Source organism: Ruegeria sp. YTSA168, assembly GCF_059610045.1.
Map to the genome: position 1 here is coordinate 1 of NZ_JBXWMW010000023.1, position 15,693 is coordinate 15,693.

At 57.6% G+C, this 15,693-nt stretch carries 15 protein-coding genes and 1 pseudogene; 7 read left to right on the plus strand and 9 right to left on the minus strand.

The window, feature by feature from the left end; genetic code table 11:
* Positions 1-76 precede the first annotated feature (76 nt).
* Entirely contained in the window at positions 77-922 is an 846-nt protein-coding gene (locus AC2FFE_RS20320) for a MurR/RpiR family transcriptional regulator (protein ID WP_496847542.1), read from the minus strand.
* A gap of 143 nt (positions 923-1,065) precedes the next feature.
* Here AC2FFE_RS20320 and AC2FFE_RS20325 point away from each other — a divergent pair, with 143 nt between their 5' ends.
* The 3 genes from AC2FFE_RS20325 (at position 1,066) to AC2FFE_RS20335 (ending at position 3,599) form a co-directional block, all read left to right on the plus strand.
* Entirely contained in the window at positions 1,066-1,818 is a 753-nt protein-coding gene (locus AC2FFE_RS20325; RefSeq protein ID WP_496847544.1) for a beta-keto acid cleavage family enzyme, read from the plus strand.
* Positions 1,815-3,131, plus strand: coding sequence for an aspartate aminotransferase family protein (locus tag AC2FFE_RS20330; protein WP_496847546.1), 1,317 nt, complete (start codon positions 1,815-1,817; stop codon positions 3,129-3,131). The genes AC2FFE_RS20325 and AC2FFE_RS20330 overlap by 4 nt, the downstream gene beginning before the upstream one ends.
* Before the next feature lie 78 nt (positions 3,132-3,209).
* Positions 3,210-3,599 (plus strand): hypothetical protein, encoded by a 390-nt coding sequence (locus AC2FFE_RS20335; RefSeq protein WP_496847548.1) that lies wholly within the window; start codon positions 3,210-3,212, stop codon positions 3,597-3,599.
* A 51-nt stretch (positions 3,600-3,650) separates the two neighbouring features.
* Here AC2FFE_RS20335 and infC read toward each other — a convergent pair whose 3' ends face one another.
* The 7 genes and pseudogenes from infC to cobA all read right to left on the minus strand — a co-directional run.
* A complete protein-coding gene (gene infC / locus AC2FFE_RS20340) occupies positions 3,651-4,241 on the minus strand; it encodes a translation initiation factor IF-3 (protein ID WP_496821048.1) in 591 nt (196 codons plus the stop codon).
* Between the two features lie 116 nt (positions 4,242-4,357).
* On the minus strand, positions 4,358-5,209 hold the full coding sequence (locus tag AC2FFE_RS20345; RefSeq protein WP_496821025.1) for a ferredoxin--NADP reductase: 852 nt from the start codon (positions 5,207-5,209) through the stop codon (positions 4,358-4,360).
* 107 nt (positions 5,210-5,316) lie between these two features.
* Positions 5,317-5,724: a DUF934 domain-containing protein gene (locus tag AC2FFE_RS20350; RefSeq protein WP_496821026.1), complete on the minus strand. Its 408-nt coding sequence runs from the start codon at positions 5,722-5,724 to the stop codon at positions 5,317-5,319.
* Entirely contained in the window at positions 5,721-6,482 is a 762-nt protein-coding gene (locus AC2FFE_RS20355; RefSeq protein WP_496821028.1) for a phosphoadenylyl-sulfate reductase, read from the minus strand. Before AC2FFE_RS20355 ends, AC2FFE_RS20350 begins: the two co-directional genes overlap by 4 nt.
* Positions 6,472-8,136: a nitrite/sulfite reductase gene (locus AC2FFE_RS20360; protein ID WP_496847550.1), complete on the minus strand. Its 1,665-nt coding sequence runs from the start codon at positions 8,134-8,136 to the stop codon at positions 6,472-6,474. Before AC2FFE_RS20360 ends, AC2FFE_RS20355 begins: the two co-directional genes overlap by 11 nt.
* 66 nt (positions 8,137-8,202) lie before the next feature.
* Positions 8,203-8,517 (minus strand): DUF2849 domain-containing protein, encoded by a 315-nt coding sequence (locus AC2FFE_RS20365; RefSeq protein WP_496821030.1) that lies wholly within the window; start codon positions 8,515-8,517, stop codon positions 8,203-8,205.
* Positions 8,517-9,296, minus strand: a pseudogene (gene cobA, locus AC2FFE_RS20370) (uroporphyrinogen-III C-methyltransferase); the annotation flags it as partial. The pseudogene cobA and the gene AC2FFE_RS20365, both read right to left, overlap by 1 nt.
* 132 nt (positions 9,297-9,428) lie before the next feature.
* Between cobA and AC2FFE_RS20375 the strand changes: the two are divergent.
* Complete coding sequence (locus tag AC2FFE_RS20375; protein ID WP_496847551.1) at positions 9,429-9,908, plus strand: Lrp/AsnC family transcriptional regulator; 480 nt, start codon at positions 9,429-9,431, stop codon at positions 9,906-9,908.
* A gap of 134 nt (positions 9,909-10,042) precedes the next feature.
* On the opposite strand, the gene AC2FFE_RS20380 is transcribed toward AC2FFE_RS20375, so the two are convergent.
* Positions 10,043-11,224, minus strand: coding sequence for a cytochrome P450 (locus AC2FFE_RS20380; RefSeq protein ID WP_496847552.1), 1,182 nt, complete (start codon positions 11,222-11,224; stop codon positions 10,043-10,045).
* A gap of 47 nt (positions 11,225-11,271) precedes the next feature.
* Here AC2FFE_RS20380 and AC2FFE_RS20385 point away from each other — a divergent pair, with 47 nt between their 5' ends.
* The 3 genes from AC2FFE_RS20385 (at position 11,272) to AC2FFE_RS20395 (ending at position 15,599) form a co-directional block, all read left to right on the plus strand.
* Positions 11,272-13,005, plus strand: a complete 1,734-nt coding sequence (locus tag AC2FFE_RS20385) for a sensor histidine kinase (RefSeq protein WP_496847554.1) — start codon at positions 11,272-11,274, stop codon at positions 13,003-13,005.
* Positions 13,002-14,231, plus strand: coding sequence for a sigma-54-dependent transcriptional regulator (locus AC2FFE_RS20390; protein ID WP_496847556.1), 1,230 nt, complete (start codon positions 13,002-13,004; stop codon positions 14,229-14,231). Before AC2FFE_RS20385 ends, AC2FFE_RS20390 begins: the two co-directional genes overlap by 4 nt.
* Before the next feature lie 366 nt (positions 14,232-14,597).
* The gene (locus AC2FFE_RS20395; protein WP_496821035.1) at positions 14,598-15,599 is read left to right on the plus strand and encodes a DctP family TRAP transporter solute-binding subunit; all 1,002 of its coding nucleotides are present in this window, start codon (positions 14,598-14,600) and stop codon (positions 15,597-15,599) included.
* The last annotated feature ends 94 nt before the right edge of the window (positions 15,600-15,693 follow it).

A 15,693-nucleotide genomic window follows, 5' to 3' on the forward strand; every position in this document is an offset into this window, starting at 1 on the left:
ATGACCAAACGCGCAGTCCAGGCCTGTTGATAGAAAACCAATAAACAAAGCAAAGCCCCGGTTCTCCGGGGCTTTTTCATGTGCGGCGCAGTCTGGGCAGTTTATGCGGCTGCCAATATGCGCCTGTGTCTTCCCGGGCTTTCTCATAGGCCTCGACCCGGTGAAGCGCATCTTGACCACCTGCAGCAAACAGATGGCCCAGCAGGCATTCGAGAACTGCCATGGCCCCGGAGAAGCTGGAGAAATGGTGCATCGAACGTGTGCTGATCTGCAAGCTGATGTCGGGGCGCACTCCCGGTGCGATCACTTCACTATCTGAAATCAGGATGATCCGGACACCTTTGTCGGCAGCAAAGCGCATGGTGCGGATGGTTTCCGCTGAATAGGGCCTGACCGTTATGGCAAGCAGGCAATCGTCGCTGCCTGCATCCAGCAGATCATCTGTGGCAGAGCCCATATGCCGGGGAACCAGTTGCAATCCGGGATGCGCCATGCGACCCGCATAATGAAAGTAATAAGCCAGAGCATAGCTGGCCCGCGTTGCTGTGACAAAGCATCGTTGCGTGTTTAGAATGAGATCTGTTGCGGCCTTGACCCGTCCAGGCTCCATAAGGCGCAGGGATCGGGCGACCACGTTCAACTCATTGCGGGCAAAATCGGCTTGGGTCGCGCTGAACGGCCCTTCGGACGATTGAAGCGATAGCCAATCCTGGTGCAAGCGATCCTCTCCATCCGTGACCAAGGCTTGCCGAAAGGGGTGACGGAATGCGTCGAAGCCGTCATAGCCCATCCGTTGAGCAAGGCGGACAAGGACGTTGGAGCTGACGCCGATCTTCCGGGCCGTTGTACGGATCGGATCAAGGCCGAAATCGCCGGGGTGATCGATCACATATTTCGCCGCTGCCTGCAGTTGCGGTGGCATGTGATCGATTTTTTGCCTGAGGGTTCTGATCAATTGGGTAAACGTATCGGTCATCAGAAAAAGAAAACATATGTTTTCTATATTGCCAATTGAAAACAGGGCGAAGCAGGATAGGTCGATCTTTGAAAATTCAGGAGGGTCCGATGGCCAGAAACCCCTATATACTTGTCGCGCCGAATGGCGCCCGGCGAGGGCCGGAGGATCACGCCAAGCTGCCGGTTACATTGGAACAGACCATAGCGACCGCACGGGCATGTCATACGGCGGGGGCGAATGGTCTGCACCTTCACATTCGAGACGAAGATGGGCGGCATTCGCTGGACGCAGGGCGATATCTTGAGGCCGTTGCAGAGCTGAACACGCAGATACCTCAGATGGATGTTCAGATCACGACTGAGGCAGCTGGCATCTATGACGTCGGCGCTCAGTTTGAGTGCTTGCGTCAGGTTCGACCCAAATGGGCCTCGATCTCGGTGCGCGAAATCGCTCGGCAGCCGGATCTGGCCGAGCGTGTGTATGGGATGTGTCATGATCAGGGCACGCGGGTGCAGCACATTCTGTATGACGCTGAGGATGCGGCGCTGTTGAAGACATGGCAGAAGGCGGACATTGTGCGAGACGGGCAGGTGGATCGCCTGCTGGTGCTGGGGCGTTATACGGTCAACCAAGCCTCCTCACCCGAAGATATCGCATCCATCCCGCAGGACACTTCCCCGTGGATGGTGTGCGCGTTTGGGCCGCTGGAACATGCGTGTCTGGCTGAGGCGGCGCGGCAGGGCGGTGATCTGCGGGTGGGATTTGAGAACAGCCTGACGAATTCGGACGGCCAGCCCTGGCCTGACAATACAGCCTCGGTCACAGCACTCATCGCTTTGCTTAAAGGAGCTTCCCAATGAGCCACGTATTTCCCCGCCATACCAAATCCACCTTGCCCGTCGCCGTTGCGGGTGACGGGTGTTACCTGATCGATGCCGACGGCAAACGTTACTTGGATTGTGGGGACGCGGCTGTGTCCTGTCTGGGCCATTCCAACCCGGCGGTCATAAAGGCCGTGCAGCAGCAAGTGGAACAAATAGCGTTTGCACATAGCGGCTTTATGACCACGGAACCGGCTGAAGCGCTGGCGGATTTGCTGATCAAACACGCTCCAGGTGATTTAGAGCGGGTTTACTTTGTATCGGGCGGGTCCGAGGCCACCGAGGCGGCGATCAAACTGGCGCGACAGTACTATCTTGAGATCGGGCAGCCCGAGCGCCGTCATGTGATTGCCCGCAAGCAGAGCTACCATGGCAACACGTTGGGGGCCTTGTCAGCTGGGGGTAATGAATGGCGCAGGGCGCAGTTTGCGCCGATGTTGATCGGGATGTCCCATATCGCGGCCTGTTACGAATATGCGGAAAAACCAGATGATGAGAGCAGCTTTGATTATGGTCAGCGCGTCGCCAATGAGCTTGAGGCCGAAATCCTACGCCTTGGGCCGGATACAGTTATGGCGTTCATGGCGGAGCCCGTGGTGGGCGCAACCTTGGGGGCGGTTCCTGCCGTTGAGGGGTATTTCCAGCGGATCCGCGAGATTTGCGATCAATATGGTGTACTTCTGATTTTGGACGAGGTCATGTGTGGCATGGGGCGAACCGGCCATCTGTTCGCCTGCAATCATGATCAGGTCAGCCCGGATATCCTATGTATCGCCAAAGGGTTGGGGGCCGGATATCAACCAATCGGGGCGATGTTGTGCACCGGAAAAATCTATGATGCCATTCGGGATGGATCAGGCTTTTTCCAGCATGGTCACACCTATATCGGCCATCCTGTGGCAACCGCAGCCGCACTGGCCGTGGTTCAGGAATTGACCTCCAAAGGCTTGCCAGAACGCGCCGGTTCGATGGGCGAGAAGTTGGAGGCTGCGCTGAACGCTGCCTTTGGCCAACATCCTCATCTGGGGGATATACGCGGGCGAGGTCTGTTCTGGGGGCTGGAACTGGTGGCGGATCGTGCGACCAAAACCCCGTTTGATCCCGCTTTGGGTCTTGCGGGGAAGGTTAAGAAAGCGGCGCTGGCCGAGGGTCTGATTTGTTATCCGATGTCGGGCACGCGCGATGGCAAAACCGGTGATCACGTCCTGCTGGCACCGCCTTTCATCATCGAAGAGACCCAGATCGACGAGTTGGTCACCAAGCTTTCGTCGGCGTTGGAAGCGTCCCTCTGACAATTCTGTGAAGGGTCTTTCAGCCGGCGAAGACCTGATTAAGGTCAACCTGCAATAAAGACGGTGAGGCCCCTGAAAATGCTCAAAGATATCTGGATCAGCTTCCGAAAACTTCCGGCCTGGGTTCAAATCTGGATGTCGGTTATATTGGTTCCGGCCAACCTGATACCGCTGGCGTTTCTGGATCAGCCCTATGGCGCAGTTATTACGGGACTGGCCATTCTGGGGATGGCATTGAACCTGCCGATCATGATGGCAGAGCGTGGCATGTCGCGCGCCATGGCGCTTCCGCATCTGCTGTTCTGGACGCCGATGGTTTTGATCATCGTCTACGTTCTGAACACGCATACCGATCTTCTGCCGATTTATGCGCAGTTTTTGCTGGTGCTGTTGGTGGTCGATCTTGTTTCGCTTGGCTTTGACTTGCGAGACGCGATTTTGTGGAACAAAGACCGTAAAAGCCAGTAGCGCGCGCGCAACAAAGCCCCCTTGGCTTCAAGGGGGCTTCTGCAATCGGGTTTATTTCTGCGGAAGCGGACCGATCATCATGATCATCTGACGGCCTTCCATCTTCGGCATGTTTTCGATCTTGCCGATTTCCTTAACGTCTTCTGCCACTCGCTCCAGAAGTTCACGGCCCAGGTTCTGGTGCGCCATCTCACGACCGCGGAAACGCAACGTGATTTTGACTTTGTCACCGTTTTCCAGAAACTTGAAAACGTTGCGCATCTTGACATCATAGTCATGGGTGTCGGTGTTGGGCCGGAATTTGACCTCTTTCACCTCGATGACTTTTTGCTTCTTGCGGGCTTCGGCTTCGCGCTTTTGCGTTTCATACTTGAACTTGCCGAAGTCCATGATCTTGCAAACCGGTGGATTCGCATTTGGCGAAATCTCGACCAGGTCGAGACCAGCTTCGTCAGCAAGTTGCATGGCTTTGGCGGGATGAACCACCCCGACATTTTCGCCTTCAGCGCCAATCAGGCGAATTTCGGGGGCACGGATTTTGTCATTGACGCGCGGTCCGGTGTCTCTCTGCGGCGGCGCGTTGTGGGGTCTGCGAGCTATGGGTTCATTCCTTTGATGATTGCAGAATTTCGAGCCCGGAATTTAGACCGGGCCGGGCAGCGTTTCAAGCGGCATAAGCGGCGGGTGGCGCGAAAAAACCGTGTTTCCGACGGTGTTTTTGGTGTTCAGGGCATCAGGACCCTGAACGCCGTGGTGATTTAGCCGACAAAGGCCTTTTCGATCACGAACTCTTTGGGTTCCGAGTTTGCGCCCTCGCGCAGGCCAAACCCTTCCAGGATTTCCTTGATATCCAGGTTGAAAGCCAATGACCCACAAACCATCGCGCGGTCGGTTTCCGGCTTGATACCGCCGTCGATATCCAAATCAGCAAACACGGTGCCGTCTTTCAGCAATTCGGTAATGCGGCCCATCTTGGGGCTCTGTTCCCGCGTGGTGGTCGGGTAGTAGCGGATCTTGTCGGCAAAGCCTTCGCCGATCAGCTCGGCCAGCAATTCGTCCTGACGGATGCTTTCGATCAGCTGACGACCATATTCCAACTCGGCCACTTCGCGGCAGGTATGGGTGATGATCACCTCATCGTAGTCCTCATAGGTCTGAGGTTCGCGCAGCAGCGAGGCAAAAGGCGCAAAGCCTGTGCCGGTGGCAAAGAACCACAGGCGCTTGCCCGGCAGCAGCGCGTCATGGACCAAAGTTCCAACAGGCTTGGGCCGCAGGATGATCTGGTCACCCGGTTTGATGTGCTGCAATTTTGAGGTCAAAGGGCCGTTCTGCACCTTGATCGAATAGAACTCCAGCTCTTCATCCCAGGATGGCGACGCAATCGAATAGGCGCGCAACAAAGGCTTCTGGCGGCCGGTCTTGGGGTCCGGGTCGCCCATCAGGCCGATCATTACGAATTCGCCCGAACGGAAGCGCAGCGTCGCAGGGCGCGACACTTTGAACGAAAACAGGCTTTCGGTCCAATGCTTTACATCGGTCACGGTCTGTGCGTCAGGCAGAACGGGGGCCTTCACGGCGGTCGCTTCACTCACGGGTTTCATCTCTGTCATCGTTTCACTGCCGGTGTGTTAAACCGACATCTCCGTTTAATCTTTGATCCAGGTCAGGAAAAGGGGACAGATTGCCCCCCTGTTCCGGTTGGCTGGCGATGGCGGGTTTAGCCGCGCAGGCGGGCCTGATAGTTGTTGTCTTGCCAATTGGCGCGGGCGAGCCATTGATCTTCGGGCTGGCGGGTGGCCAGGGCATCGTCAATCTCGACCTCGTCAAAGCCGCAACGACGTGCCATGGCATATTGATCCGCCAGTACATGGCCCTTGGCGCGGAGTCTACCTGCATAGCCCTTCAACCTCAGCGAGCGCGCAATGGTAAAGCCACGCCCATCCGCCGAAGATGGGAAATCCACCCGCACCATCTGCGCGCTGCCCAGACGATCGATCAACTCATCCGGATCGGTATCCGAGGCCACATCCAGCGCCACAACATCATTTGCGGCATCTTCCAGGGTGACAAACCCGTCAGTCCAGTCATCGGGGGCAAAGCCCTCATCGTTTACGATTACGTTCATGTTGTCTCTCCGGCGCGCACCATCTTGCCATCGACAAAATGGATGCCGCATTCTTCCTTGTTCTGATCGCGCCAGCGTCCGGCGCGGGGGTCTTCGCCTTCCTTGACCGGCGATGTGCAGGGTGCACAGCCGATCGAAGGGTATCCTTTGGCTACCAGCGGATGCCGCGGCAGGTTGTTTTCTTCCATATAGGCGCGCACGTCTTCGGGCGCCCAATGGGCCAGCGGGTTCACCTTGATCCGGCCGGTTCCGTCTTCGACTTCGAAGAAATCCAGTTCGGCCCGCGTACCAGCTTGAAACCGTTTGCGCCCGGTGATCCAGCCGCAATAGCCCGACAGGGCCTGTTGCAGCGGGAAGGTCTTGCGCAGGTTGCAGCAGGCATCCGTATCCCGCAGGCGCAGCGCGCCATAGGGGTCTTTGCGCTGTACATCTTCCTCATCCGCGCGGATGATCTGGACGTTCTGCAACCCTAAACGCTCGCTGACGTCCTGCTGGTAGGTCAGCGTCTCGGCAAACAGCATCTGGGTGTCGATGAACAACACAGGGGTCATCTTGTCGACCACCGCCACCATATGCAGCAGCACCACCGATTCCGCGCCGAAGCTTGAGACCAAGGCAAGCTTTTCAATTTCTTCAATGGCCCCATGCATTACGTCATGGGCAGAGTGATGGCGGAACCGGGCGTTCAGCGCACTAACCTTTTCGGTCAGTTCACGCCGATCCTTGCCCAGTTCCGTCTGGATCAGATCAAGCGGCATTCGCCTGCGCCTCGGGGTAGAGGGCTGCCTTGAACGGCGCCATGCCAACGCGACGGTAGGTTTGCAGGAACTCCTCTTCAGCGCTCTCACGCAGTTCCAGATAGGTGTCGACGATGCGCTCGACGGCTGGAACGATCTCGTCATAGGCAAAGCCCGGACCTGTGCGGTCGCCAATGGCCGCGGTCTCTGTGCCGTCGCCACCCAGAGTGATCTGGTAGTTTTCGACACCTGCGCGATCCAAACCCAGGATGCCGATATGGCCGACATGGTGATGACCACAGGCGTTGATACAGCCCGAGATCTTGATCTTCAGGTGGCCAATGTCGTGCTCCAGCTTCAGGTCTTCGAAACGGGTGGCGATTTCCTGAGCAACCGGGATCGAACGCGCCGTCGCCAGCGCGCAGTAATCCATGCCGGGGCAGGCGATGATGTCGCTGATCAGGCCAATATTGGCCGTGGCCAGTTCGTGTTCTTTCAGTTTGGCATGGATCGCGGGCAGGTCCGATTTGTGGACATGCGGCAGGATCACGTTCTGCTCATGGCTGATGCGCAGCTCATCATAGGCGAACTCTTGGGCCAAATCGGCCATGACGCGCATCTGCTCGGCCGTTGCATCGCCCGGGGTTGCGCCGTGTTTCTTGATTGAGATGGTGACAATCGCGTGATCCGCATTCTTGTGCGGCGCGATGTTGGTGTCGACCCACGACCGGAACACAGGATCATTGGTGTAGGCAGACTCAAAAGACGCAACCGAGCCTTCGCGGAAGGTGGGCGGCGCGAAGTGGCCCTTGATCTCTTCCAACAGGTTCATATCAGCGCCCTTGAACTGCGGGCGGACCTGAAGGAAACGCTCGTTCACCTTGGCGCGGATGGCGTCGATGCCGTGTTCATGCACGGTGATCTTGATCCGCGCTTTGTACTTGTTGTCGCGACGGCCGATCTGGTTCCAAACCGAAACCGTAGCTTCCAGGTAAGCCAGCAGGTCGTCAAAGGCGACGAAGTCAGACAGTTCCTTGCCGATCATTGGGGTCCGGCCCAGACCACCGCCCACGATGACGCGGGCGCCCAGAACGCCGCCTCTCTCAACCAGTCGCAGGCCGATGTCATGGGCCTTGATTACGGCGCGGTCGTTTTCGCTGCCGGTGATGGCGATCTTGAACTTGCGCGGCATGAACTGGAATTCCGGGTGGTCAGTCGACCACTGGCGCAGAAGTTCGGCATAGGGGCGCGGGTCGGCGACCTCATCCGCGGCGGCACCGGCGAAATGGTCGGCGGTCACGTTGCGGATCGTGTTGCCGCTGGTCTGAATGGCGTGCATGCCAACCTCGGCCAGCGCGTCCAGCATATCCGGCACGTCTTTTAGTTTCGGCCAGTTATACTGGATGTTCTGGCGGGTGGTGAAATGGCCATAGCCCTTGTCCCACTTTTCGGCCAACAAAGCCAGTTGGCGCATTTGCGCGCTGCTCAGCGTGCCATAGGGAATGGCGACGCGCAGCATGTAGGCGTGCAGCTGTAGGTACAGGCCGTTCATCAGGCGCAGGGGCTTGAATTCATCTTCGGTCAACGAGCCGTCAATGCGGCGCTCAACCTGGGCGCGGAACTGCTTGTTGCGTTCTGCCAGGAATGCTGTGTCGAACTCGGAGTAGCGATACATATCTAGCTGTCCTTAGTTGCAGCCCCGAAACCAGGGGCCTTGAAGGGGAGAGAGAAGGGCCAGTTATCAGGCCCGGGGCTGCGTTTCGGTTTCCTGCTTGCCATGGGCATAGTTCGAGGGTCCGGTGCTGCGGAACTCCTCTCGGAAATGGGTGGGTTCAGGGCCGTTTTCGCCAGCGGCTGCATCGGCCAGGTAGGCACCGACGATCTTGTTAGCCTGCCGGGCAGCATCCAGCAGACGCACCTGTGCATGGGCTTCATCGGTGATCAGTTCTGCCTCGGATAATTCGCGCGACCAGCGGTCATCCTCGGTCTGATAGATCACATCGCCTTCCAACAGATCATTGGCGGTGACAACTTTGGGGGTAAAAGCGCGGGCCATCAGGCAAGCTCCTTATTGAATTCGGTCAGGGCCTCAGCTGCCTGACGCGGGGCAAGGCCATAGAATGTCAGAACCGGGCCGTCCATTTCGGCGGCGCTCAGGTCGGTGGGCAGTTGATCGAGGCTGGTGGTGAGAACGCGCTGATCAGGGCGCGAGGCGTTTTCGACCAAAGTGATCGGGGTCGCGCGATCCGCGCCATGCATGATCAGACGGCCCTGAATGAACCGCGCAGATTTCTTGCCCATATAGATCGCGGCAACCGAGCCATTGCGGGCAAGCGTAGACCAATCGTGATCGGCAAAGCCTTTCATGTCATGCCCGGTCAAAAAGCGAACCGAAGAGTTGCGACCGCGCCGGGTGAGGCTTTGGCCAATTCCCGCAACGGCGGCAGACGCGGCGGTGATGCCCGGAACGATGCTCCAACGGATGCCCGCAGCATCGACGGCGTCGATTTCTTCATCCAGTCGTCCAAACACGGTGGGGTCACCGGATTTCAGGCGCACGACGCGGTTGCCCTTGAGCGCATAGTCGACCAGAAGCGCGTCGATATCACTTTGTTTCCAGGAGGGTCCAAACCCGGCCTTCCCGACATCGACAAGAGTTGCAGTCTGACCGGCGAGCGCCAGAATCTCTGCGCTGATCAGCCGGTCATGCAGTACGACATCCGCAGCTGCGAAGGCTTTGAGCGCCTTTTGTGTCAGCAGGTCCGGATCACCGGGTCCCGCGCCGACAAATTCGACATATCCTATTTTGCGTTCGAACTGCATCAGATCGTCCAGAGCGTGGTTTGACTTGTCTCTCAATATAGGAAATATTCCCAGCAAATCGCCATATTGCCGATCAAATAAGAACGTACGTTCCAATGATTGCATCTGGTGGGACGCGGGTTCTGAAATTGAAGGAAAACCGGAATGACGGTGCGGATAGACAGCACAGATCGGAAAATTCTGGCCGAGCTACAACGCGATGCCAGTCAGTCGCTGGACGAAATAGCGGCCAGGGTAGGCAGTTCCAAGACGCCTGTGTGGAATCGAATCCGCAAACTCAAAAGCGCCGGTATTATTGGCCAGCAAACGGTTTTGCTGGATGCCGAGGCGCTGGGGTTTGAGGCGACATTCTTTGTTCTGATCCGGACCTCGGAACATGAGGCAGAGTGGCAGCGCAAGTTCCTGAAAGCATTGCGGGATCAGCCCGAAGTGCAGGAGGCGCACCGCCTGGCCGGGGATATCGATTATATCCTGAAGGTGCGCGTTAAAAATGCGCGCGCTTACGATCAGTTCTATCAATCTCTGATCGCTGAAGTGCGTGTGCACAACGTTACCGCACTGCTGTCGATGGAAGAGTTAAAATCAACGACAATGCTTCCCTTGAATGCTTTAGCCGTTGAATAGGTGGTCAGGGGGCGCTGCCCCCGACGCCCCTGAAGGGGCGCCTCCCCCGGGATATTTTTGGCCAGATGAAGTCTGGATCCCTGTTCATCTAGCCCAGAATATCTCCGCCGGAGGCATCGTGCGGTACGCGCGATTCAGCGTTGAACCATGAGTTTTTTCAGGCCGTGGAAATGGTAGCTGTTCGAATAGTGCGGAGGTTCGGTCAATCGCAAATCGGGGCATCTGTCGAACAGGATTGGCAAGGCGATGCGCATTTCAAGCCGAGCGAGCGGCGCACCCACGCAGAAATGAAGGCCGCCGCCAAAGCTGGAATTGGTTTGGATCGGCCGAGTTGGATCGAAGGGGGTTGGATCAGACCAAGCCTCAGGGTCTCGATTGGCGGCCCCAAGCAGCAGTGCCACCTGATCACCGCGTTTGAATGAGTGACCAAAGACCTCGATATCTTCATAGGCATAGCGTGTGAACATATGTAGCGGCGGGTCGTAGCGCAGGATTTCTTCGACTGTGGAGTCTATGGTATCAGATGCCAACGCCGCTTTGTCAGTTTGGGTTTGCAACAGTGTTTTGACCCCATTGCCGAGTGAATGCACCGTTGCCTCATGCCCGGCATTTAAAAGCAGGATGCAGGTGGCGACCAGTTCATCTGTCGAGAGTTTCTCTTCTTCTTCCTCAGCCGCAATAAGGCGGGTGATCAGGTCATCACGCGGGTCCGTGCGTCGCTGATCGATGTAGCCCAGAAGAAATTCGGCAAACTCGCGCGAGGATTGCGCCGCCCGGTGTTCCGTTTCAATGGTGCGGTTGGCCTGGTACATGGCGACCATATCGTGGGACCAGCGCAGCAGGTCAGGGGCCATTGTCTCGGGCACACCCAGAAGTCGGCAGATCGTGATGACCGGGATTTGGGTACAATAAGCCTCCAGCAGGTCGAACGACGTATCAGTAAATTGATCGATCAACGCGTGGCAGAGCGTTTCGATGGATGGCGCAAGGCTGGTAATCGCGCGCGACGTGAAGGCGCGGTTGATCAAGGCACGTAGGCGCGTGTGGCGGGGCGGTTCAGTTTCGAGCAAAGAATGCGCCTCGATCGCCAACCAAGGGGCCAGATGATCGGGCGCGGGTTGGGCGCGTTCAGGTGGAACCTCACGGCCAAACCGTCTGTCCCGAAACAGTGCCTGCACAGCCTTGTGCGAAACTGCTGAGACCATCTGGTAATCCTCCCAATAGAACAGATCACCACAGGCGCGGGCCTTGTCGTAGAAAGGATAGGGGTTTTGGACAAAATCAGGATTAGTCGGGGATTGTGACAGGGTCTTCATGTCGCGCAGACTTGCCATCGGGCGTGGTGAATGCAAGACCCTATGTGATGCAAAGGGTTTGGGTCATTGTAGGATTTCTGTTGGCAGTCGGTTTGTTGGCGACCGCTGTCTGGTCTTATGGATACCGGCAGGCGCTGTCGCAACTGAGCCAAAAGGCTGAGGCCGATCTGGAACTGGCGGCTGACCGGTTGAGTACTCAGATGCAGGTCTATCAAGAGCTTGCAGTGTTGATGGCGAACCATCCGACGCTGCAAGACCTGAGGACTCCGGCACAGGAATTGGAGGCCCGTCTGATGCTGCTGGATGTGGCAGACAAGACAGCTGCAATCAATATGATCTATTTGGATCCGGCAGGCCGGGTTCTGGTATCCGCAAAGCCGGTAGGGTCGCGCAATATGGCAGCGCATCCGGCGTTCAAGCGCGCCCTGCAGGGTGCCATGGGCAGCGCGCATGGTGTTGAACCGGACAGCGGAAACAGGACCTATTCCTATGTCGCACCCAGTTTCGGCCCCACTGGTCAGGTTGATGGCGTGCTCATGGTGGTCGCGGACGTGCAGGATGTGGAACAGACCTGGCGCGGTAGTACCGAGGCGGTGTTTTTCGTGGACAATGACGGGGTCGTCTTTATCTCGAACCGGTCCGATCTTCTGTTCTGGTCACGGGCTGAGGGGCAAAGGGGGCTCACACCGCCAGATGGGATCCCGATTGATTTTGCCTCGTCTTGGGTGGGTGGACATGAGCTCTGGTCGTTGAACTGGGGTCGCTATTTGCCAAAACGGGCTCTGCATCTGACACTAGATTTGCCAGTGATCGACATGACGGCTGAGGTGCTGGTGGATGTGGCCCCGGCGCGGCGTTTGGCGGGCCTGCAGGCGGCAGCGGTTGCGGCAATCTGTCTGGCCTTCGGAGCGCTGTTGTTTCTGGCAACCGAGCGGCGGCGCACTCTGACCGAGGCAAATGCGGTGCTGGAAGGTCGTGTGGCGAAACGGACGCGTGACCTGACAACGGCCAATACGGCCCTTCGGCGCGAAGTGGCGGAACGGCAGGAGGCTGAAGCGGCGCTGAAGAAAGCGCAAGCGGATTTGGTTCAGGCTGGAAAGCTCAGTGCGTTGGGGCAGATGTCTGCGGGCATCAGCCACGAGTTGAACCAGCCGCTGATGGCGATCCAGCAATTTGCCGACAATGGCGCGGCCTATATGGAGCGCGGGCAGGGCGACAAAGCCGGGAAAAACCTTGGACGTATCTCGGAGATGGCCGCACGCATGGCGCGGATCATCAAGAACCTCAGGGCCTTTGCCCGCAATGAGAGTGAGCCGATGGGAAAGGTTGATCTGGTGCAGGTGATCCAGTCAGCGGTTGAATTGACCGAGCCGCGCCTGCGAGAGGAACAAGTGGCATTGGACTGGGTGCCGCCTTCCCATGCGGTGAATGCCTGGGGCGGAGAGGTCCGTCTGGCGCAGGTCTTTGTGAACCTGATCAACAACGCCATCGACGCTATGAGCGGTCAGGCGGACAAAAGGATTAGTATTCAGATCGACAGCGGCGATCGTCTGGTCGTGTTCATCCGTGATACCGGGCCGGGGATCGAAGACCCGGATAAGCTGTTTGAACCTTTCTACACTACAAAATCCGTAGGCTCGTCCGAAGGGTTGGGTCTTGGACTGTCCATCTCTTACGGTTTGGTGCAGAGCTTTGGCGGCAATATCCGGGGTGCGAATGCGGAAGAAGGTGCTGTGTTCAGCGTGGAACTGGAGCATTTTGCAGAGGACAAGGTGGCATGACGCGCAAGGTGCTGTTGGTGGATGACGACGCGGCGGTGCGTGAGGCGTTATCACAGACGCTGGAGCTGGCCGACTATGAGCCTCTGTCCGTGGGATCGTTTGTTGCAGCCAAGGATCACATACGTGCCGATTTTCCGGGTGTGATACTGTCAGATATTCGGATGCCGGGGCGGGATGGGTTTCACCTGTTGACCTATGCGCATGAAGTTGATCCGGACCTGCCTGTTATCCTGTTAACAGGGGAGGGTGATATCCCAATGGCGGTTAAGGCCATGGGGCAGGGAGCTTTCGATTTTCTGGAAAAGCCCTGCGCTGCTGCAGATCTGTTGACCGTCCTTGAACGTGCCTTTGCTGCGCGTGGCCACGTTCTTGAAAAGCGGGCTCTGAAATCAGAGCTTGAGCGCGGCGATCCGGCCGCGCGGCTGCTGTTTGGTTTGTCCACGCAGGCGGGAACGCTGCGCGACAGGGTGCGCAGCGTTGCCTCGACCGGGGCAGAGGTTCTGGTGACCGGCCCACCGGGTAGCGGCATATCAAAGGTGGCTGAGGTGGTGCATCTGATGTCACCCGTTGGGCAGGGATCGTTCGTGAAACGCCCTGCCTCAGAGCTAGGCGCAGATGATCTCGCTCATAGTGCGGAGTCTGCTGCGGGCGGGTCGCTATTTCTGGATGAAATATCGGCGTTGCCGGTGGCAACGCAATACGCCGCGCTCGAGCTGATGGAGCAGGGCACCCAGACACGGATTATCGCAGGTACAACGGCTGATCTGTCTGCTCTGTCCGATCAGGGGCAGTTCAACGCCGATCTCTTCTATCGGTTGGATGTCATGCGGGTGCGTATCCCATCACTTGCGGAGCGGCCCGAGGATATCCCGATTATCTTCCGACACTATGTCGCGCAAGCGGCTGAACAGGCGGGCATACCCGAGCCAGAGATTACGCCGGAACATCTGGCCTCGCTCATGGCGCGCGATTGGCCGGGCAATGCGCGATCGCTGATGTCGGCGGCGATGCGGTTTGTTCTGGGTATGCCAGAGGATGTCGCACAGGCGGCGGAACTTGGGCTCAGCGATCAGATGGCGCGGGTTGAACGGTCGTTGTTGATTGCTGCTTTGGGGCGGCATAACGGCAAAGCGGCAGAGGCCGCCAAGGCGCTGAAACTGCCGCGCAAGACCTTTTATGACAAATTGGCACGGTACCACATCAAACCGGAAGATTACCGCCGGTAAGCAAACCCTCCCGCCAGCTTTGTCCGCATGTCATGCGGGCAAAGCTGTTGGGCCGGGCAGCCCGCTGGCGCGGGCTGCGGGCGGTGCCTTTGGCTCATGAATGTGATTCGAGTCTGGTGATTCGATATCCGTGCGAAAATCCGCACATTCACAGATTTCGCTGTGCGGTTTTTCGCACAAACCTGTACCGCGCCATACGCGATTGAGGAAAATTTTCTTGTAACTATATGATATTTCAAAATGAATTGGTATTTCAATCGAAATTCATCAAATCGTTGTGCGGATAATATTGATTCGTTTGACTGCCTGGCATGCGGTGCCCGTGCGGCACCTGTTGAACTGTTTTGAAGTCAGGGAGGAAGACAGATGAAACTTCTAGCAACCGCCGCAACGGCGATAGCGCTTACGGTAACCGCCACAGCAGGCATCGCGGCCTGTGATGACGGCGAGATTGTCGTCAAATTCGCGCATGTTACCAATACCGACAAACACCCCAAGGGCATCGCTGCCTCGCTGCTGGAGCAGCGCGTCAATGACGAGATGCAGGGCGTGATGTGCATGGAGGTTTATCCGAACTCCACCCTCTACAACGATGACAAAGTGCTTGAGGCCATGCTGCAGGGCGATGTGCAACTGGCCGCACCGTCGCTGTCGAAGTTCGAGAAATTTACCAAACAATTCCGCCTGTTCGACCTGCCGTTCATGTTCAAGAACATCGATGCTGTGGATGCGTTCCAAGCATCAGCAGATGGTCAGGCGATGAAAGACAGCATGCAGCGCCGTGGCCTGCAGGGGCTGGCCTTCTGGCACAATGGCATGAAGCAGATGTCGGCCAACAAGCCTTTGGTTGATCCGTCAGATGCCGATGGTCTGAAATTCCGCGTGCAGTCCTCGGACGTATTGGTTGCCCAGATGGAAGCCATCGGTGGCAGCCCGCAGAAAATGGCCTTCTCGGAAGTCTATGGCGCGCTGCAGCAGGGTGTTGTCGACGGGCAGGAGAATACCTGGTCGAACATCTACGGCAAAAAGTTCTTTGAGGTGCAGGACGGCATCACCGAAACCAATCACGGCATCATCGACTATCTGGTAGTGACCTCGGTAGACTGGTTGGACAGCCTGGACCCGGAAGTACGTGACCAGTTCACGACCATTTTGACCGAAGTGACCGAGCAACGGAACAAGGAAGCCTTCGCAGTGAACGAAGCGGCCAAAGCCTCGATCACCGACGCAGGCGGCATCATTCGTGAGTTGAACCCAGAGCAGCGCCAGGCCTGGGTCGATGCGATGAAGCCCGTTTGGGATCAGTTCGCTGGTGACGTGGGTCAGGACAAGATTGACGCCGCGCAGGCGATCAACGCCGGGTTCTGATCCGGATCAGGCCGCGCGCCAGGGGACTGGGGAGTATTCGACGCGCAGGCCGGGCGGGCTGTGAAAGCCCGCCCGCTATCACTCTCATCACAAA